General features: G+C 72.7%; 19 protein-coding genes and 1 pseudogene. 7 read left to right on the top strand and 13 right to left on the bottom strand.

The features are described from left to right. Window positions 1–2: 2 nt before the first annotated feature. The 5 genes from ACIBTS_RS34320 to ACIBTS_RS34340 are packed head-to-tail and all read left to right on the top strand — an operon-like array spanning window position 3 to window position 5,578. Window positions 3–1,214, top strand: a complete 1,212-nt coding sequence (locus ACIBTS_RS34320) for an ADP-ribosylglycohydrolase family protein (RefSeq protein ID WP_399324620.1) — start codon at window positions 3–5, stop codon at window positions 1,212–1,214. Beyond that, window positions 1,202–2,581: an ADP-ribosylglycohydrolase family protein gene (locus tag ACIBTS_RS34325; protein WP_399324621.1), complete on the top strand. Its 1,380-nt coding sequence runs from the start codon at window positions 1,202–1,204 to the stop codon at window positions 2,579–2,581. Before ACIBTS_RS34320 ends, ACIBTS_RS34325 begins: the two co-directional genes overlap by 13 nt. Continuing rightward, complete coding sequence (locus ACIBTS_RS34330; protein WP_399324622.1) at window positions 2,578–3,543, top strand: ribokinase; 966 nt, start codon at window positions 2,578–2,580, stop codon at window positions 3,541–3,543. The genes ACIBTS_RS34325 and ACIBTS_RS34330 overlap by 4 nt, the downstream gene beginning before the upstream one ends. After that, complete coding sequence (locus tag ACIBTS_RS34335) at window positions 3,540–4,736, top strand: CaiB/BaiF CoA transferase family protein (protein ID WP_399324623.1); 1,197 nt, start codon at window positions 3,540–3,542, stop codon at window positions 4,734–4,736. The genes ACIBTS_RS34330 and ACIBTS_RS34335 overlap by 4 nt, the downstream gene beginning before the upstream one ends. Continuing rightward, window positions 4,733–5,578, top strand: coding sequence for an HpcH/HpaI aldolase/citrate lyase family protein (locus ACIBTS_RS34340; RefSeq protein WP_399324624.1), 846 nt, complete (start codon window positions 4,733–4,735; stop codon window positions 5,576–5,578). Before ACIBTS_RS34335 ends, ACIBTS_RS34340 begins: the two co-directional genes overlap by 4 nt. A 78-nt stretch (window positions 5,579–5,656) precedes the next feature. Here ACIBTS_RS34340 and lgt read toward each other — a convergent pair whose 3' ends face one another. From lgt to hisI, 11 genes are all read right to left on the bottom strand, one after another. Further along, window positions 5,657–6,766 carry a prolipoprotein diacylglyceryl transferase gene (gene lgt / locus ACIBTS_RS34345; RefSeq protein WP_399324625.1) on the bottom strand — a complete coding sequence of 370 codons (1,110 nt, stop codon included), beginning with the start codon at window positions 6,764–6,766 and terminating at the stop codon, window positions 5,657–5,659. Window positions 6,767–6,860: 94 nt separating this feature from the next. Next, window positions 6,861–7,637, bottom strand: coding sequence for a thioredoxin domain-containing protein (locus ACIBTS_RS34350; protein WP_399324626.1), 777 nt, complete (start codon window positions 7,635–7,637; stop codon window positions 6,861–6,863). Between the two features lie 77 nt (window positions 7,638–7,714). Continuing rightward, window positions 7,715–8,536, bottom strand: a complete 822-nt coding sequence (gene trpA, locus ACIBTS_RS34355; protein WP_079662961.1) for a tryptophan synthase subunit alpha — start codon at window positions 8,534–8,536, stop codon at window positions 7,715–7,717. A gap of 11 nt (window positions 8,537–8,547) precedes the next feature. Continuing rightward, complete coding sequence (trpB, locus tag ACIBTS_RS34360; protein WP_319676117.1) at window positions 8,548–9,837, bottom strand: tryptophan synthase subunit beta; 1,290 nt, start codon at window positions 9,835–9,837, stop codon at window positions 8,548–8,550. A 70-nt stretch (window positions 9,838–9,907) separates the two neighbouring features. Further along, on the bottom strand, window positions 9,908–10,141 hold the full coding sequence (gene trpM / locus ACIBTS_RS34365; protein WP_399324627.1) for a tryptophan biosynthesis modulator TrpM: 234 nt from the start codon (window positions 10,139–10,141) through the stop codon (window positions 9,908–9,910). A gap of 21 nt (window positions 10,142–10,162) precedes the next feature. Next, entirely contained in the window at window positions 10,163–10,972 is an 810-nt protein-coding gene (gene trpC / locus ACIBTS_RS34370) for an indole-3-glycerol phosphate synthase TrpC (protein ID WP_079662958.1), read from the bottom strand. Between the two features lie 132 nt (window positions 10,973–11,104). Next, window positions 11,105–11,539, bottom strand: coding sequence for a DUF2752 domain-containing protein (locus tag ACIBTS_RS34375; RefSeq protein WP_399324628.1), 435 nt, complete (start codon window positions 11,537–11,539; stop codon window positions 11,105–11,107). 80 nt (window positions 11,540–11,619) lie between these two features. Continuing rightward, entirely contained in the window at window positions 11,620–11,871 is a 252-nt protein-coding gene (locus ACIBTS_RS34380) for an HGxxPAAW family protein (protein WP_319676118.1), read from the bottom strand. Window positions 11,872–12,025: 154 nt separating this feature from the next. After that, window positions 12,026–12,676: a TIGR02234 family membrane protein gene (locus tag ACIBTS_RS34385; protein ID WP_399324629.1), complete on the bottom strand. Its 651-nt coding sequence runs from the start codon at window positions 12,674–12,676 to the stop codon at window positions 12,026–12,028. Between the two features lie 148 nt (window positions 12,677–12,824). Beyond that, a complete protein-coding gene (locus tag ACIBTS_RS34390) occupies window positions 12,825–14,315 on the bottom strand; it encodes an anthranilate synthase component I (RefSeq protein ID WP_399324630.1) in 1,491 nt (496 codons plus the stop codon). An 11-nt stretch (window positions 14,316–14,326) separates the two neighbouring features. Beyond that, window positions 14,327–14,719: a phosphoribosyl-AMP cyclohydrolase gene (gene hisI / locus ACIBTS_RS34395; protein ID WP_319677802.1), complete on the bottom strand. Its 393-nt coding sequence runs from the start codon at window positions 14,717–14,719 to the stop codon at window positions 14,327–14,329. Window positions 14,720–14,858: 139 nt separating this feature from the next. Between hisI and ACIBTS_RS34400 the strand changes: the two genes are divergently transcribed. Both ACIBTS_RS34400 and ACIBTS_RS34405 read left to right on the top strand, forming a co-directional pair. Continuing rightward, window positions 14,859–15,494 (top strand): TIGR03085 family metal-binding protein, encoded by a 636-nt coding sequence (locus ACIBTS_RS34400; protein WP_399324631.1) that lies wholly within the window; start codon window positions 14,859–14,861, stop codon window positions 15,492–15,494. 36 nt (window positions 15,495–15,530) lie between these two features. Next, window positions 15,531–15,696: pseudogene (locus tag ACIBTS_RS34405) on the top strand (VOC family protein); the annotation flags it as partial. A gap of 48 nt (window positions 15,697–15,744) precedes the next feature. On the opposite strand, the gene ACIBTS_RS34410 reads toward ACIBTS_RS34405, so the two are convergent. Beyond that, window positions 15,745–17,046, bottom strand: a complete 1,302-nt coding sequence (locus tag ACIBTS_RS34410) for an MFS transporter (RefSeq protein ID WP_399324632.1) — start codon at window positions 17,044–17,046, stop codon at window positions 15,745–15,747. A gap of 12 nt (window positions 17,047–17,058) precedes the next feature. Further along, window positions 17,059–17,649, bottom strand: coding sequence for an ArsR/SmtB family transcription factor (locus tag ACIBTS_RS34415; RefSeq protein WP_399324633.1), 591 nt, complete (start codon window positions 17,647–17,649; stop codon window positions 17,059–17,061). Window positions 17,650–17,768 lie beyond the last annotated feature (119 nt).

A 17,768-nucleotide genomic window follows, 5' to 3' on the forward strand; every position in this document is an offset into this window, starting at 1 on the left:
GCATGAAGCCCAAAGCGCGAGAAAGCACCACAGCGCAAGAAGGCGCCCACGCACCTGACAGCAACGGCGCGCCCCTGGAAGAACGCATCACCGGCGCCCTCGTGGGAGCCGCCGTCGGCGACGCCCTCGGCGGGCCCGTCGAGGGCTACTCCCCCGACCAGATCCTTCAGCGCCACGGCGGCCGCGTCCACGGCGTCGTCGGCCCCTGGAACGGCGACGACTGGCGCACCGCCCGCCCGATCGCCCCGTACCACAAGGGCGATGGCCACGTCACCGACGACACCTTGATGACGCACGCGCTGATCAGGGTCTACGCCACGGTCCGCGACCACCTGGACGCCTACGCGATCGCCGACCACCTGGTCCCGGACCTGATGACGAACCCCCGCTGGATCCCGGAACTGGAAACCGAGGCCCTCCCCCTGCACCGTCTCTTCCTGGCGGAGAAGTGGCTCGTCACGCGGCTGCACTACGCCCATGCCGATCCCCGTGAGGCCGGCGTCGGCAACATCGTCAACTGTGGTGCGGCGATGTACATGGCCCCGGTGGGCCTGGTCAACGCGGCCGACCCGGCGGGCGCGTACGCCGAGGCGCTGGACATCGCGGGCGCCCACCAGTCGTCGTATGGGCGGGAGGCAGCGGGGGTCTTCGCGGCGGCGGTGGCGGCGGCCTGCGCACCGGACGCGACCCCGGACTCGGTGGTCGCGGCCTGTCTGTCGCTGGCGAGGGACGGCACGCGTGCGGCGATCGAGAAGGTCTGCGAAGAGGCGGCCCGACACACCGACTTCGAGTCCGCGCTGGCCCCGCTGCGGCAGGCGGTGACGCCGTACGACACCGTGGGCCCCGACTACCGTCGGCCCTCGCTGGGCGCCCGCCGTCCGTCCCGTCTGCACGCGATCGAGGAACTCCCCGTCGCCCTGGGCATGTTGCTGGTGGCGGCCGGCGACTACCGGCAGGCGGTGCTGGGCTCGGTGAACTACGGCCGCGACTGCGACTCCATCGCGACGATGGCGGGAGCGATGGCGGGCGCCCTGGGCTCGCCGGTCCCGGACGAGTGGTCGAAGCAGGTCGCCGAGGCCAGCCGCCTCGACCTCCGGCAGCCGGCGGCGACGCTCACCGAGGTCGCCCGGGAGATCTTCGACCGCGACATGCGCCGTCACCGCGCCCACGAGCAGGCGTTCGCCGCCCTCGGAGGACCGCGATGCTCCGACTGACCTGGATCCAGCCGGAGGACCTCGTCGGCCACGAACTGCACCAGGCCGCCCAGGACGGCCGGGAGCCGTGGGCGATCGCCGCCCGCTGGAGGGCGGCGGGAGGCTGCGACGCCCCGCCCCGGGCGGGCGCCTCCCCCGGGCGCGCCTCCCGCTATCTGCGGCTGCTCGCGGAAGACCTCCTGGACGAACTCGCGGACCTGCCCAGCCGGTTGGCGGACGACGAGCCGACGGATCTGGAGAAGATCAGGGCCCTGTGCCCCCGGTGGCCGGTCCGGCCGGCCGGTGCGCGCCCCGCGACCCCCACCCGGACCCGACTGGAAGCGGCCTGGCTGGGCCGGGCCGTCGGCTGCCTCCTCGGCAAACCCGTCGAGAAGCTCCCCCTGGACGCCATCCGCGCCCTCGCCCGCTCCACCGGCAACTGGCCCCTCAGCGGCTACTTCACGGCCCGCGGAGTCCCCCGGGACCTGCTCGAAGCCCACCCCTGGAACCGCCGCTCGGCCCCCACCTCCCTCGCCGAGAACATCGACGGGATGCCCGAGGACGACGACCTCAACTACCCCCTCCTCAACCTCCTCCTGCTCCAGCGCCACGGCAGCGACTTCACCACCACGGACGTGGCCCGGCTCTGGCTGGACGAACTCCCCGCCGGCCGCGCCTTCACCGCCGAACGCGTCGCCCTGCGCAACCTCCTGACCGGCATCGAACCCCCGCACACCGCCCGCCACCGCAACCCCTTCCGCGAGTGGATCGGCGCCCTCATCCGCGCCGACGTCCACGGCTGGAGCAACCCCGGCGACCCGGCCGGCGCAGCCGAACAGGCCCACCGCGACGCCACCCTCACCCACACCGCCAACGGCGTCTACGCGGCGATGTTCACGGCGGCCGTCATCGCCACGGCCGCGACCGGCGACCACGACGTCCACGCCTGCCTGCGCACCGGCCTGACCGTCGTCCCGCCCCGCTCGCGCCTCGCCCGGGCCGTCACCCACGCGATCCAACTGGCGCAGGAACAAAGCGACTTCGACACCGTCGTGGACGAACTCCACGCCGCCCACAAGACGCACCACTGGGTCCACGCGATCCCCAACACCGCCCTGATCGCCGCCGCCCTCACCCACGCCGACGGCGACTTCAGCGCCTCCGTCTGCCGCGCCGTGTCCGGCGGCCTGGACACCGATTCCAACGGCGCGACGGCCGGCAGCGTCGCCGCCCTCCTCGCCGGCGACCCGGCCGCCCTCCCCGACCGCTGGACGGCCCCCCTCAAGAACCGCCTGGCCACCTCCGTCGCCGACCTCAGCGGTGTCGGCTTCGACACCCTGGCCCACCTGACCTGGTCCCTCACCCACCGGGAGGCTTCCCGCCCATGACCGACATCGTCGTGCTCGGCAGCACGAACATGGACCTCGCCGCCTACGTCGAGAAACCCCCGCAGCGCGGGGAGACCGTGACGGGACGGGAGTTCCGTACGATCCCCGGCGGCAAGGGCGCCAGCCAGGCGATCTCCCCCACTCTCGGCTTCGCTCGAGCGGGGGGACCCCCACCGGCCCACGCGGGCGCCACCGTCTCGATGATCGGCGCGGTCGGCAACGACGCCTTCGGCGCCCGCCTGCGCTGCACCCTCGAACTCCCCCACTCTCGGCTTCGCTCGAGCGGGGGGACCCCCATCGGCGTGACCACCGACCACCTGCGTACCGTCGAGTCCCCCTCCGGCACCGCGCACATCGTCGTCGACGACGAGGGCGGCAACGCGATCGTCGTCGTCCCCGGCGCGAACGGCACCGTCGACCACCTCGTCCCCGGCGACGAAGTCCTCATCTCCTCCGCCGACACCCTCCTGCTCCAGCTCGAAGTCCCGCTGGCGGCGGTCGTCGCGGGCGCCCGGGCAGCCCGCGCCCACGGCGTCCGGACGATCCTCACCCCGGCCCCCGCGCAACCTCTTCCGCCCGAACTCCTCGCCGCCACCGACCTGTTGGTCCCCAACGAGCACGAGGCCACCGCGCTCACCGGCCGCACCGAGCCGCGCGAGGCGGCCACCGCCCTGCTGGACAGCGTCCCGGAGGTGGTCGTCACCCTGGGCTCGGCCGGCAGCCTCTACGCGGCCCGCGGCGCCGAACCCCTCACCGTGCCCGCCCCGCACGTCGCCGCCGTCGACTCCACGGGCGCGGGTGACACGTTCGTCGGCGCCCTCGCCGTGGCCCTCGGCGAGGAACGCCCCGTACGGGAGGCCCTGGACTGGGCCGCCGCCGCGGCAGCCCTCTCGGTCCAGCGGCCAGGCGCTTCCGCGTCGATGCCGTACCGCTCCGAGATCGACAAGCAGTACGCCTCATGACCGGGACGACCTCGCCCCTGCACGGGCTTCGCGTCCTCGATCTCGCCACCCTCTTCGCCGGCCCGCTCGCCGCGACCATGCTCGGCGACTTCGGCGCGGAGGTCATCAAGGTCGAGCACCCCGGCCGGCCGGACCCCTCCCGGGGCCACGGCCCGTCCAAGGACGGCGTGGGCCTGTGGTGGAAGCTCCTCGGCCGCAACAAGCGCACGATCACCCTGAACCTCTCCCGGCCCGGCGGGCGCGCCACCCTCCTGCGCCTCGCCGCCACCGCCGACGTGATCATCGAGAACTTCCGTCCCGGCACCCTGGAGAAGTGGGACCTCGGCTGGGAGGACCTGTCGGCGGCCAACCCCCGCCTGGTCCTCACCCGGGTGACCGCCTTCGGCCAGTTCGGCCCCTACGCGCACCGCCCCGGCTTCGGCACCCTCGCCGAGGCGATGAGCGGCTTCGCCGCGATCACGGGCGAACCGGACGCCTCCCCGACCCTGCCGCCCTTCGGCCTGGCCGACTCCATCGCGGGCCTGGCCACCGCCTATGCCGTCATGACGGCCCTGGCCGCCCGCGAGCGCACCGGCGAGGGCCAGGTCGTCGACATGGCGATCATCGAGCCCATCCTCACCGTCCTGGGCCCCCAGCCCCTCTGGTACGACCAGCTGGGCTACGTGCAGGCCCGCACCGGCAACCGGTCCGCCAACAACGCCCCGCGCAACACCTACCGCACCGCCGACGGAGACTGGGTCGCCGTCTCGACGTCCGCCCAGTCGGTCGCCGAACGGGTGCTGCGCCTGGTCGGCCGGCCCGACCTGATCGACGAGCCCTGGTTCGCGACGGGCGCCGACCGGGCCGCCCACGCCGACGTCCTCGACGAGGCGGTCGGCGCCTGGATCTCCGCCCGCACCCGCACCGACGTCCTCGCCGCGTTCGAGAAGGCGGAGGCGGCCATCGCCCCGATCCAGGACGTACGGGACGTGATGACGGACCCGCAGTACCAGGCCCTCGACACCATCACCGCGGTCGACGACCCGGAGCTGGGCCGGATCCGCATGCAGAACGTCCTCTTCCGGCTCTCCTCGACCCCCGGCGCGATCCGCTGGACCGGCCGCCCGCACGGCGCCGACACGGAGACGGTGCTGACCGAGCTCGGCCTGACCCCGATCGAGCTGAAGGCCCTCCGCAAAGAGGGCGCACTATGACGAGCTCCCCGACGACACCCCCACTGACCTGGCTGTACACCCCCGGCGACCGCCCGCAGACCGTGACCAAGGCGCTCGCCTGCGGCGCCGACGTCGTCATCATCGACCTGGAGGACGCGGTCGCCCCGGACCGCAAGGAGTACGCCCGCACGGCCACCGCCGAACGCCTGTCCGAGCCCCAGCCGGTTCCGGTCCATGTCCGGGTGAACGCCCTGGACAGCCCCTTCGCCGCGGCGGACCTCCGCAGCGTGGCCGCCCTCCCCGGGGTCGCCGGCCTGCGCCTGCCGAAGGTGACGTCCCCGCACCAGATCACCCGGGTCGCCGAGACCGTGCCCCGGGCCGACCGTGGAGCCACCCCCCTCCACGCCCTCCTGGAAACGGCCCTCGGCATCGAACACGCCTACGCCATCGCCCGCGCCCACCCCTGCCTGCGCGGCATCGCCCTCGGCGAGGCGGATCTGCGCGCCGACCTGGGCCTGCGTGACGACGCGGGCCTCGACTGGTGCCGCTCCCGTGTCGTGGTCGCCGCCCGGGCCGCGGGCCTGGCGTCCCCGCCCCAGTCGGTGTACCCCGACATCCGCGACCTGGAGGGCCTGGCCACCACCTGCGCCCACGGCCGCACCCTCGGCTTCCTGGGCCGTGCCGCCATCCACCCCCGCCAGCTCCCGATCATCGAACGGGCCTATCTGCCCACGGAACGGGAGCTGGAAGAGGCCGAGACGATCGTCAAGGCCGCGGCCCGGGACCAGGGCGCCCAGGCCCTCCCGGACGGCCGCTTCATCGACGCGGCGGTGGTGGCGACGGCACAGCGCACCCTGTCGCTGGCGCCCCGCAAGGGCTGAACCCTCGCCCACCGCCCCCACACACGACGAGGGCGCCCGGTAAACCCGGGCGCCCTCGTCGTGTCGTACGGTCAGCCGTCAGCTCTTCTTGCCGGCCGACTCGGCCTCGTCCTTGACCTCGGTCTTCACTTCGGTCTGAACGTCGGTCTTCACCTCGGCGGGCTCCGCCTCGGCCTTCGCCGCGCCCTTCGCTCCTGCGTTGGCCTCGTCCTTCACCGGGGCCTCTTCCTCGACCTTGGCCTCGGCGCTCTCGTCGACCTTGGCCTCGGACTCTTCCTTGCCCTCCGCCTCGGCCTCGCCCTTGTCCGGGCCCGCGGTCTTGTCCTCGTCCTCGGAGACCTCACCGGCCTCACCGCCGGAGGCGTCCTCGGAGACACCCGGCTCCACGACCGCCTCACGGCCCGGCCGCTTCTTCGCCGAGATCACGATGTACATCACCGCGAGCAGGAACACGACCAGCGCGGTCCAGTCGTTCAGCCGCAGGCCCAGGATGTGGTGGGCGTCGTCGACGCGCATGTACTCGATCCACGCCCGGCCCACGCAGTACGCGGCGACGTACAGCGCGAAGGCCCGGCCATGGCCCAGTTTGAAGCGGCGGTCGGCCCAGAGGACGAGAAGGGCGACGCCGATGCACCACAGCGACTCGTACAGGAACGTCGGGTGGTAGTACCCGGGCACCCGGCCGTCCGCCGAGGACGTGATGTGCAGCGCCCAGGGGAGGTCGGTCTCCTTGCCGTACAGCTCCTGGTTGAACCAGTTGCCCCAGCGGCCGATCGCCTGCGCGAGGGCGATACCGGGCGCGATGGCGTCGGCGTACGCGGGCAGGGCGATGCCCCGGCGGCGACAGCCGATCCACGCGCCGACCGCTCCGAGCGCGATCGCGCCCCAGATGCCGAGGCCGCCCTCCCAGACCTTGAAGGCGTCCACCCAGTCACGGCCCTCGCTGAAGTACAGCTCGTAGTCCGTGATCACGTGGTAGAGCCGGCCTCCGACCAGCCCGAAGGGCACCGCCCAGACGGCGATGTCGGCCACCGTGCCGGCCCGCCCGCCCCGGGCGACCCAGCGCCTGTTGCCGAGCCAGACCGCGACGAAGACGCCGATGATGATGCAGAACGCGTAGCCGCGCAGCGGAATGGGGCCGAGGTACAGCACCCCGTGCGACGGGCTGGGAATGTAGGCAATTTCCATGGCAAGGTCGACGCTACCGTGCCGGACCGGGCCGACGGCAGGCAGCCCGGCAACGGCTCCATAACGGGCAGGTGTGAAAGGGCCTTACCCCTTGTCACCCTTTGTCGGCCTGCTCCACCATCTGCTTCAGCTTCGCCGGTGTCATCGACCGGTCCGCGTAGATGTTCTTTCCGTTGAACAGGACGGTCGGGGTGCCGCCGAAGTGACCGCTCTGGAAGGCCTGGTTGGACTTCACGACCCAGCTGTTGTGCGTGCCGTCCTCGACGCAGGTGCGAAACGCCGGCGTGTCCAGGCCGTCGACCTTGCCCGCGAGCTCGATGACCTTGGCGTTCTTGGCATAGGCGTCGTTCGTTTCCTCCGGCTGGTTCTCGTACAGCACGTCGTGGTAGGCGGGGAACTTTCCGGTGTCCTGGGCGCAGGCCGCCGCGTTCGCCGCGTTGCGGGAGCCGCTGCCGCCCAGGTTGCCGTCGATGAGGGTGGCCAGGTGGTACTCGACCTTGAGTTTTCCGGCCTGCGTCAGCTCGTGGATCGTCGGGCGGTACGCCGTCTCGAAAGCCTTGCAGGCCGGGCAGCGGAAGTCCTCCCACACGGTGAGCGTGGACCTGGCGCCGCCCTTGCCGACCGGGATCGCCAGCGCGTCCTGGCCCTGGGCGCCCGACGGCGCCACGACCGGGCCCGCCTTGTCACTGCTGTTGTCCTTGCCGGAGTTCGCGGCGACGACGCCGATCACCGCCGCCAGACCCAGCACACAGACCACGCTCGCGCCGACGATCAGTGTGCGCCGCCGCCGCTCGGCGGCCTTCTGCTTCTCGCGCTCCGCCGCCAGCCGTTCCCGGGCGTTGCGCTTTCCGTCACGGTTCTTCTCGCTCACACCCCCAGAACGAACCGGGGAGGCGCATTGCGCCTCCCCGACCCCAGGTCCACCCGTTCGGGTGAGCGACGCTCTTGTCACACCTGTCGGCGCACGCCCTTCGCCAGCTCGCCCGCGAGCGCGCGGACGGCCTCGACGCCGGCCGCGTCGTCCGGCGCGTCCAGCATCCGCTTGACGAAGGCCGAGCCGACGATCACGCCGTCGGCGAAGCCGGCCACCTCGGCGGCCTGCGCGGCGTCGGACACGCCGAGGCCGACGCAGACGGGAAGCCCGGTGCCGGTGGCCCGGGTCCGCTCGACCAGGTCCTGGGCCTGCGCGCCCACCGACTCCCGGGTGCCGGTGACGCCCATCAGCGAGGCCGCGTAGACGAAGCCGCTGCCCGCCTCGGTGATCTGGGCGAGCCTCGCGTCCTTGCTGCTCGGCGCCACGACGAAGACCGTCGCGAGACCGTGCTTGTCGGCGTGCTCCCTCCACAGCGCCGACTCCTGCACGGGCAGGTCGGGCAGGATGCAGCCCGCGCCGCCCGCCTCGGCCAGCTCGGCGGTGAACCGCTCGACGCCGTAGCGGTCGATCGGGTTCCAGTACGTCATGACGAGGACCGGCTTCCCGGTCGCCGCGAAGACCTCGCGGACCGTGCGCATGACGTCCGCGATCCGCACCCCGCCCCGCAGGGCGATGTCGTCGGCGGTCTGGATGACCGGTCCGTCGAGGACGGGGTCGCTGTGCGGCAGACCGACCTCGATGACGTCCGCGCCGCCGTCGAGGACGGCCTTGATCGCCTCGATGCCGCCGTCCACGGTCGGGAACCCGGCCGGGAGGTAGGCGATGAGCGCGGCGCGGCCCTCGGCCTTGGTGCCGGCGAGGGTGTCGGACAGCAGCCGACCCTTCGTACTGTTCAATGCGGCCCCGCTCACTTGGCGTCCCCCTCGATCTCCGCGGTGGCGGCCGCGTCGGCGGCGACCTCGGCGTCCACGCCGTTGTCGTACAGCCCGAAGTAGCGGGCTGCCGTGTCCATGTCCTTGTCGCCGCGGCCGGACAGGTTGACGATGATCAGGCCGTCCTTGCCGAGTTCCCTGCCGACCTCCAGGGCGCCGGCCAGCGCGTGCGCGCTCTCGATGGCCGGGATGATGCCCTCGGTGCGTGACAGCAGACGCAGCGCCTGCATGGCCGCGTCGTCGGTGACCGCGCGGTACTCGCCGCGCCCACTGTCCTTGAGGTAGGAGTGCTCGGGGCCGATGCCCGGATAGTCCAGGCCCGCCGAGATGGAGTACGGCTCGGTGATCTGGCCCTCGTCGTCCTGGAGGACGTAGGAGCGCGAACCGTGCAGGATGCCGGGCTCGCCCGCGGTCAGGGTCGCCGCGTGCTCGCCGGTCTCGAGGCCGTGGCCGGCCGGCTCGCAGCCGATGAGGCGGACGGAGGCGTCCGGGATGAAGGCGTGGAAGAGGCCGATGGCGTTCGACCCGCCGCCGACGCAGGCGACAGCCGCGTCGGGCAGTCGTCCGGCGCGCTCCAGGAGCTGGCGGCGGGCCTCGACGCCGATGACGCGGTGGAAGTCGCGGACCATCGCCGGGAAGGGGTGCGGTCCGGCGACCGTGCCGAACAGGTAGTGGGTGTGGTCGACGTTGGCGACCCAGTCTCTGAACGCCTCGTTGATGGCGTCCTTCAGGGTGCGGCTGCCGGACTTCACGGCCACGACCTCGGCGCCCAGCATGCGCATCCGGGCCACGTTGAGGGCCTGGCGCTGGGTGTCGATCTCGCCCATGTAGATCGTGCACTCGAGGCCGAAGAGGGCGCAGGCGGTGGCCGTGGCCACGCCGTGCTGGCCCGCTCCGGTCTCGGCGATCACACGTGTCTTGCCCATGCGCTTGGTGAGCAGCGCCTGGCCGAGCACGTTGTTGATCTTGTGGGAGCCGGTGTGGTTGAGGTCCTCGCGCTTGAGGAACATCCGGGCGCCGCCCGCTTCCGCGGCGAAACGGGGGACCTCGGTGAGCGCGGAGGGGCGACCCGTGTAGTTGACGAGCAGGTCGTCGAGTTCGCGGGCGAACTCGGGGTCGTGCTTGGCCTTGTCGTACTCGACGGCCACCTCGTCCACGGCGGCGACGAGGGCCTCCGGGATGAACTTGCCGCCGAACGCGCCGAAGTAGCCTTCGGCGCTGGGGATTTGACCCTCCGGGTCGGGAATGAAGAACTCGCTGGGCATGCGGAAACCTCACGGTGAGTGCCGATGAAAGAACACGATTCGCCGTGGGGGCGGAGCCTGTCGTACGACCTCAGGCCGTGTGTGGCTGGTCGCGCACGCGCGACGGTAGCCGCAGATCGAACAGAGCCCCGCGCCCCTGAGGGGCGCGCTGCCATCGACGTCCGTTGACCTGTCCCGGTTCGTCTCCGATGACGTACCGCACGCGGCGGCCGTGGACGCGCCTCGCCGGGGCTCGGCAGCCCCTCGGGCGGCAGCCGCGCGCGAGGCGGGCGTACCGGTCCACGGTCGTCACGGTGAGAGTCATCGGGGCAAGCCTAGCCGGTGATCAGCCGCGGCCGTGGCGCAGTGCCGGGTGTTCGCCCGCTGCCACCAGGTCGGCGACCGCCGTCTTGGGGTCGCGGCCCGTCACCAGGGACTCGCCGACCAGGACCGCGTCGGCGCCGGCGTTGGCGTAGGCGATGAGGTCGTGCGGGCCTCGGACGCCGGACTCGGCGACCTTGACGATGTGGGCCGGGATCTCGGGGGCGACGCGGTCGAAGGTGCCGCGGTCCACCTCGAGGGTCTTCAGGTTGCGCGCGTTGACGCCGATCACCTTGGCGCCCGCGTCGACGGCGCGCTCCACCTCGTCCTCGTCGTGGACCTCGACGAGCGGGGTGAGGCCGATGGAGACGGCGCGCTCGATGAGCGACTCCAGGGCGGACTGCTCCAGGGCGGCCACGATCAGCAGCGCGAGGTCGGCGCCGTACGCGCGGGCCTCCCACAGCTGGTACGAGGTGACGATGAAGTCCTTGCGCAGCACGGGGATGTCCACGCGCGCGCGTACCGCTTCGAGGTCGGCCAACGAGCCGCCGAAACGGCGCTGTTCGGTGAGGACGGAGATGACGGCCGCGCCGCCCGCCTCGTAGTCGGCGGCCAGGCCGGCCGGGTCGGCGATGGCGGCCAGCGCGCCCTTGGACGGGCTGGAGCGCTTGACCTCGCAGATGACCTTGACGCCGTCGCCGCGCAGGGCGGCGACGCCGTCCTTGGCGGCAGGGGCCTTCGCCGCGCGCTCCTTGAGCTCGTCGAGGCTGACGCGCGCCTGCCGCTCCGCGAGGTCGGCACGGACTCCGTCGATGATCTCGTCGAGGACACTCACGCGAGCGGCCTCCTTCCGGCAAGCGGTGGAAAACGATGGTCACTGTGATGGTATCCGGAGGAAGGCGAAGGCCTCACATCCGGCTGACGGCGGTCCCAGTACCTGGACGTTCGCCGGTTGATCCCCGGTTGATCAAGGATGCAGCCAGCCGCCGAACGGCAGGTTCCGGACAACCGTGAAGATCAGCAGCGTCGCGCCCAGCGCCCAGAGCCGCACCGGGGTGAGGTCGACGCGCAGGGGGCGTCCGCGGGCCGCGCGGGTCACCCAGACGGTCCACAGCACCGCGAAGCCCAGATAGGCGGCGACGGCCGGCGCGTTGTCCTGGAGGGCGGCCTGGAAGTCCCCGTGCGCGAAGGCGTGCGCGCTGCGCAGGCCGCCGCAGCCGGGGCAGTACAGGCCGGTGTAGCGCAGCAGCGGGCAGGCCGGGTAGTGGCCGGGTTCGTTGGGGTCGACGGTCGCGACGTAGGCGAAGGCGGCGACGACGACCGCGAGGATCCCGGCGGGCACGGCGAGTCGTGCGGCGGTCGTCGAGGTCACCCTCTGGCTGTCGGCGTTCACGCCTCGCATTGTGCCCCGGCAGGGCGCCGCGCGCGCGTGAGGGGCGGCCGGTTCCGCACCGGCCGCCCCTCACGAAGTCGTACGGGACCTCAGCCCTCGACGCTCGCCGGCTCCGGGGTCGCCGCGACCTGGTGCACCGGGTGCACGTCCTTCGACTGGCCCAGGCCCGCGGCGCTCATCGCCATGCCGACCACACCGGAGAGGGCCACGATCGCCATGCCGGCCCAGAACCCGAGCGGCTCGGCCATCACCATGAACGCGCCCGCGACGGTGAAACCGATGATGGCGATGATGACGCCGGTCCAGGCGGCCGGGGTGTGTCCGTGGCTGCTGCCCGCCATGACTTGCTCCTCATTGCTGTCTCTGTGTCCGTCCGAGCCGGACGCTCGTCATCCATTGTCCCGTACGCAGGCGCGTGCCGGACGCGGGGGTGGTATCCGGTCGCGTCTGATTCGCCACATCGGGAACCGGGGACGGCGACCTGGTCGGGCCGGTTCAGGCCGGGCCCATGCCGGTGGGGTCCTCGCCTCGGTCCAGGGCCTTCCACATGTCCTCGGGCCGGTCGGGGTCGACGGGCGCCTGCGCGCGCCGGGGGCGCGGGGCGCCGTCGCGTTCGTAGCGGCCGGACATGGCGGGCCACAGGCGGCCGTAGCGCAGGGCGAGCAGGCCGGCCAGGAGGATCAGGGCGCCGCCCGCGGCCGCCGCGTAGGGCCAGGCGGTGTGGGTGAACGAGGCGACGGTGGCGGAGGTGTCGCCGGAGGCCTTCGCGGCCTGCTCGTCGAGTGCGGAGCCGTCGGAGGCGCCGAGCAGGGCGGCGGTGATGATGCCGGCGCCGGAGAGCGCGAGCAGGGCGGAGACCGCGAAGCGGCCGGCCCTGCGGACGGCGAAGACGGCGACGAGCGCGGCGAGACCCACTATGGCGAGCGCCGCGGGCACGCCCGTGACGTCGCTGCCCTTGGCGGTCAGGGGGAAGGCGCCGCCGGCCACCGTCGCCGTGCCGTGCGACCAGCGCTGCCGGGTCGACAGCAGGGCCACGGCCGCGCCCAGCGCACCGCACAGCAGGGCGAGGGCGAGGCTGCGGCGGCCGGACCGGGCGGCGGCGTCGGATACGGAACGGGGGTGAGGAACAGCAGTCACGTACCCCACTATCGCCTGAACCCCGGGCGAACCGTCACCCGGGGCGCACGTGAGACGCGTCCTACTGTGCGGAGAGCCTGCGGGGAGCCGTCCGAAGTCGTCCCGGAGTTCGTCCCGAAGGGGCCCGCAGTCGTCCCGGAGTCGCCCGGAAAGAGCCCTACTCGTGCGCGGGCCGCCCGAGACGGTTGGCCGTGTGGACGGCGCGCAGGACCGCCGCGGCCTTGTTGCGGCACTCCTGGTCCTCAGCGACCGGGTCGGAGTCGGCGACGATGCCGGCGCCGGCCTGGACGTAGGCCGTGCCGTCGCGCAGCAGGGCGGTGCGGATGGCGATGGCGGTGTCGGAGTCGCCCGCGAAGTCCAGGTAGCCGACGCAGCCGCCGTACAGGCCGCGTCGGGAGGGTTCCAGCTCGTCGATGATCTGCATGGCGCGCGGCTTGGGGGCGCCGGAGAGGGTGCCGGCGGGGAAGCAGGCGGTGAGGACGTCGAAGGCGGTGCGGCCGGTGGCGACCCTGCCGGTGACGGTGGAGACGATGTGCATCACGTGCGAGTACCGCTCGACGGACATGAAGTCGACGACCTCGACCGAGCCCGGCTCGCAGACCCGGCCCAGGTCGTTGCGGCCGAGGTCGACGAGCATGAGGTGCTCGGCGCGTTCCTTGGGGTCCGCGAGCAGTTCGTCGGCGAGGGCCTGGTCCTCCTGGGGGGTGGCCCCGCGGTGCCGGGTGCCGGCGATGGGGTGGACCATCGCAGTGCCGTCCGCGACCTTGACGAGCGCCTCGGGGCTGGAGCCCACGACGTCGAAGCCGTCGAAGCGGAAGAGGTACATGTACGGGGAGGGGTTGGTGGCCCGCAGCACGCGGTACACGTCCAACGCGCTTGCCGTGCAGGGCGTTTCGAAGCGCTGGGAGGGGACGACCTGGAAGGCCTCGCCCGCGCGGATGCGCTCCTTGACGTCCTCGACGGCCCTCTGGAAGTCGGGGCCGCCCCACAGCGCGGTGTACTCGGGCAGCTCGGAGGGCGGGAGGACGGCCGGGGGCTGGGCGACCGGGCGGGAGAGGTCGGCCTCCATGGCGTCCAGGCGGGCGACCGCGTCCGCGTGGGCCTCGTCGACGCCCGTGTCGAGGTCGTTGTGGTTGATCGCGTTGGCGATCAGCAGGACGGAGCCCTCCCAGTGGTCCATGACGGCGAGGTCGCTGGTCAGGAGCATGGTCAGCTCGGGCAGTTTCAGGTCGTCCCGCTCGCCGGGGCCGATCTTCTCCAGGCGGCGCACGATGTCGTAGCCGAGGTAGCCGACCATGCCGCCGGTGAAGGGCGGCATGCCCTCCTGGTGCGGGGTGTGCAGCGCCTCGATGGTGGCGCGCAGGGCGGCCAGCGGGTCGCCGTCCGTGGGGACCCCGACGGGCGGGGTGCCGAGCCAGTGGGCCTGGCCGTCGAGCGCGGTGAGGGTGGCGGAGCTGCGGACGCCCACGAAGGAGTACCGGGACCAGGAGCGGCCGTTCTCCGCGGACTCCAGCAGGAAGGTGCCGGTGCGCTCGGCGGCGAGCTTGCGGTAGAGCGCGACCGGGGTGTCGCCGTCGGCGAGGAGCTTGCGGGTGACCGGGATGACACGGCGGTCGCCGGCCAGCTTGCGGAACGTCTCGAGGTCCATGGCGGCTGACCTTACTGATCCGAGGCGGTTACGCCGGAATCGGCGTCCTTGAGGAGCACGTCGGCGTCGAAGCAGGTGCGCGCGCCGGTGTGGCAGGCGGCGCCGACCTGGTCGACCTTGACCAGCACGGTGTCGGCGTCGCAGTCGAGGGCGACGGACTTGACCCACTGGAAGTGGCCGGAGGTGTCGCCCTTGACCCAGTACTCCTGGCGGCTGCGCGACCAGTACGTGCAGCGGCCGGTGGTGAGGGTGCGGTGCAGCGCCTCGTCGTCCATCCAGCCGAGCATGAGCACCTCACCGGTGTCGTACTGCTGGGCGATGGCGGGGACGAGCCCGTCGGCGCTGCGCCTGAGGCGCGCGGCGATCTCGGGGTCCAGGCTGCTGGGAGGGCGCGTGCTGGTCATGCTGCCATTCTGCCGCGCGCCACTGACAGTGACGGCTCGGTGTCCACTGACTGGGAAGGGCGGCGCGAACCGGCTCGGTGGGGGGGTGGTGGCCGGGAGACGGGTGGGCGGACCTTCCGCACGGTCGTAGGCTGACTGCATGTCGACTTTCGCCAAGCGTGAACGGCTTCTCCTCGCCGACCTCTTGGAGACCGCGGGTCCCGAGGCGCCGACCCTCTGCGAGGGCTGGCAGACCCGGGACCTGGCCGCGCACGTGGTGGTGCGCGAGCGCCGCCCGGACGCCGCCGGCGGCATCCTGATCCCACAGCTCGCGTCCCGGCTGGACAAGGTGATGGAGGAGTTCGCTGCCAAGCCGTACGAGGAGCTCATCCAGCTGATCCGGACCGGTCCGCCGCGCTTCTCGCCCTTCCAGCTCAAGCAGGTCGACGAGGCGTCGAACACGACCGAGTTCTACGTCCACACCGAGGACGTCCGCCGCGCCCAGCCGGACTGGACGCCGCGCGAGCTCGATCCGGTCTTCCAGGACGCCCTGTGGTCCCGGCTGGAGCGCACCGCCCGGCTGATGGGCCGCTCCACCCCCACGGGTCTGGTCCTGCGCCGCGCGGACGGCCGTACCGCGGTCGCCAACCGGGGCACGCCGGTGGTGACGGCGACCGGGGAGCCGTCCGAGCTGCTGCTGTTCCTGTACGGCCGGCAGAGCGCCGCCAAGGTGGAGCTGGTGGGCGAGAAGGACGCGCTCGAGAAGCTGCACGGCGGCAAGCAGCTCGGGATCTGAGGGGCGCACCGGTCGTGATCGAGGTCGCGATGACGGGCCCAGCGGGATCTCCAGTTGCTGCTGGAACCCGGCCAGGGGCCGATCGCTGCGAGGGCTCGGTGTGCACTTCACGCAGGGGCCGCAGGAGCAGGGGCCTTTCGTGACGGCCGTCCTGGACGACACCGGGGGCAATCTGGTGCAGCTGTCTCAGCCGAAAGGGTGAGGGACGAAGGGACGAGGCCGCGGGCGGGGGCGAGGGCTGCGGGTGACGTCAGCGGGGGAGTTCGGCGTGGCGCAGGCCGGGGACGCACAGGGCCACGATCCCGCCGAGCCCGCAGACCGCGGCGCTGACGACGAACACGGGCCCGGTGCCCCAGGCGCCGATGGCGGCGGCCGACAGCGGCATGCTGAGCGGGGTGAGGCCGAGGCTGACGAGGCTGGAGACGGCGGTGACGCGGCCCAGGTAGGCGGGGTCGGCCTGGGTCTGCAGCAGGGCGCCGCACATGGCGCCGCTGAGGCCGGCGAGCAGCCCGATGAGCAGGGCCGTGCCGACGGCTGCGGCGACCGTCGGCGCGTACGCGAGGGAGCCGATGGCCAGCGAACCGGCGAGGATCGACCAGCCGGCGACCTGTCCGGCGTGCGGGAGCCGCCCGCGCAGGGTCAGCAGCAGCGAGGCGGCGCCCGCGCCGACGCCGAACCCGCAGAGCACCCAGCCCATGCCGGAGGCGCCCCACCCGCGTTCGTCGGCCAGCAGGGTCAGGCCCACGTTGAGCGGTCCGACGAAGCCGAGGTCGCCGAGGGCGATGGCCGCCATCAGCGGGGCGAGAACGCGGTGGCGGCGGATGTATCCCAGACCGGCCACGAGGTCGGCCCAGGCGGTCGCGTTCGGCGCGCCGGCGTCGGCAGTGGTGTCGGCTGTCGCGTCGGCGGTGGCGTCGTCCGGCGGTAGGTCGCGCATCCGCACGCAGAGCAGCAGCGGCACCGACACCGCGATGAGCAGCCCGGCGATCGCGAACGCGGCCGTGGCGCCGCCCGCCGCCACGCCGAAGCCGCCGAGCGGGGCGCCGACGACGCTCGCGAACCGGATCGCCAGTCCGCGCATGCCCTGCACGCGCGCGAGTTGGTCACGCCGTGTCACGCGCGCGGGCAGGGCGCCCACGGCCGGCACGAACACGGCGTCGACGGCGCCGAAGACCAGCGCCAGCAGAGCCAGCGGCCACAGGCCGGGAGAGGTCGCGTACAGCAGCGCGGCCACCGCGAGGACGGCCGCGCAGCGCACGACGTCGCTGCCGATGACGACCCGGCGCGGACCCAGCCGGTCGGCGATCACTCCCCCGCCCAGCATCAACAGTGCTCTCGGCAGTGCGCTCGCCGTCATCACCAGCCCGGCCTGTGAGGGCGTACCGGCCTGTACGGCGGCCCAGGACAGGGCGATGTAGTAGACGCTGTCGCCGACCATCGAGGCGGTGTAGGCGGCGAGCCAGCGAAGCACGTTGGGGTCGCGATGGGCGGGCGGCTCGGGTGCGACCGGCTGAGCGGTCCGCAGCTCGGTCTCGTGCGCGGTGGCGGTCACGGGCGGCCTCTCTCAGATCCGGAACGGGAACGCGTACGTGTGCACCGCGACGTTCTCGCGGCCTTCGGTGTCGCCTGCGGTCTCGGCGGCCCGGCCACGCTCGTCGTACGTGTGGAGGAGGGCGAGCATCTCCTGGGTGAGCTCGGCCAGTTCGTCCGCCGTGAGGCGCAGCGTCGCCTCGGAGGACTGGGCCGTCCGGTTCCACTCGGGGCTCCAGTGGGCGCGCTCGTCGAGCCAGCGCCGGTACATGTCCATGCGCTGTTCGGCGAAGAACCTGCTGGCCGCCGTGTGGGCGGCGGCCTTCTCGGGGGCGTCGCGGAAGTCCTCGTCGCGGATGCTCACCCCGTCGGAGGCGGGCTGCCACCAGCGCTCCCGGCCGTCCCCGCTCTGCGGCTCGGCCTCCTCGATCAGGCCGTGCTCGGCGAGCTTGCGCAGGTGGTAGCTGACGAGCGAGACGGCCTCGTCGACCTGTTCGGCGAGCTGGGAGGCGGTGGCGACCCGGGCGACCGTCAGGCCTCGGTACAGCTTCATCCGCAGGGGGTGGGCGAGGGCCTTGAGGGTGCCCAGGTCCGTGATCCGGCGGTCTCTCTCCTTGCCTGTCATGCCGCCACCCTAGACAGGAAAGAAAAGTTGCGCAATTTATTTTGCGCAACTTTTCTTTCCTGTCCAGGTGTGGGTAAGCCCCGACCACCGGGTGGTCGGGGCTTACCCCACGTCCTCAC

The sequence above is a fragment of the Streptomyces sp. NPDC050121 genome (genome assembly GCF_044460385.1).
GTDB classification, from domain to species: Bacteria; Actinomycetota; Actinomycetes; order Streptomycetales; family Streptomycetaceae; genus Streptomyces; species Streptomyces soliscabiei.

Excerpts from the sequence above, each read along its gene's own strand:
- ACIBTS_RS34335 (WP_399324623.1), top strand. The coding sequence starts at position 3,540 with ATGACCGGGACGACCTCGCCCCTGCACGGGCTTCGCGTCCTCGATCTC.
- ACIBTS_RS34375 (WP_399324628.1), bottom strand. The coding sequence starts at position 11,539 with ATGCGAGGCGTGAACGCCGACAGCCAGAGGGTGACCTCGACGACCGCC.
- trpB (WP_319676117.1), bottom strand. The coding sequence starts at position 9,837 with ATGCCCAGCGAGTTCTTCATTCCCGACCCGGAGGGTCAAATCCCCAGC.
- ACIBTS_RS34400 (WP_399324631.1), top strand. The coding sequence starts at position 14,859 with ATGTCGACTTTCGCCAAGCGTGAACGGCTTCTCCTCGCCGACCTCTTG.
- ACIBTS_RS34390 (WP_399324630.1), bottom strand. The coding sequence starts at position 14,315 with ATGGACCTCGAGACGTTCCGCAAGCTGGCCGGCGACCGCCGTGTCATC.
- ACIBTS_RS34330 (WP_399324622.1), top strand. The coding sequence starts at position 2,578 with ATGACCGACATCGTCGTGCTCGGCAGCACGAACATGGACCTCGCCGCC.
- lgt (WP_399324625.1), bottom strand. The coding sequence starts at position 6,766 with ATGGAAATTGCCTACATTCCCAGCCCGTCGCACGGGGTGCTGTACCTC.
- ACIBTS_RS34320 (WP_399324620.1), top strand. The coding sequence starts at position 3 with ATGAAGCCCAAAGCGCGAGAAAGCACCACAGCGCAAGAAGGCGCCCAC.
- ACIBTS_RS34325 (WP_399324621.1), top strand. The coding sequence starts at position 1,202 with ATGCTCCGACTGACCTGGATCCAGCCGGAGGACCTCGTCGGCCACGAA.
- trpM (WP_399324627.1), bottom strand. The coding sequence starts at position 10,141 with ATGACTCTCACCGTGACGACCGTGGACCGGTACGCCCGCCTCGCGCGC.
- ACIBTS_RS34380 (WP_319676118.1), bottom strand. The coding sequence starts at position 11,871 with ATGGCGGGCAGCAGCCACGGACACACCCCGGCCGCCTGGACCGGCGTC.
- hisI (WP_319677802.1), bottom strand. The coding sequence starts at position 14,719 with ATGACCAGCACGCGCCCTCCCAGCAGCCTGGACCCCGAGATCGCCGCG.
- ACIBTS_RS34340 (WP_399324624.1), top strand. The coding sequence starts at position 4,733 with ATGACGAGCTCCCCGACGACACCCCCACTGACCTGGCTGTACACCCCC.
- ACIBTS_RS34415 (WP_399324633.1), bottom strand. The coding sequence starts at position 17,649 with ATGACAGGCAAGGAGAGAGACCGCCGGATCACGGACCTGGGCACCCTC.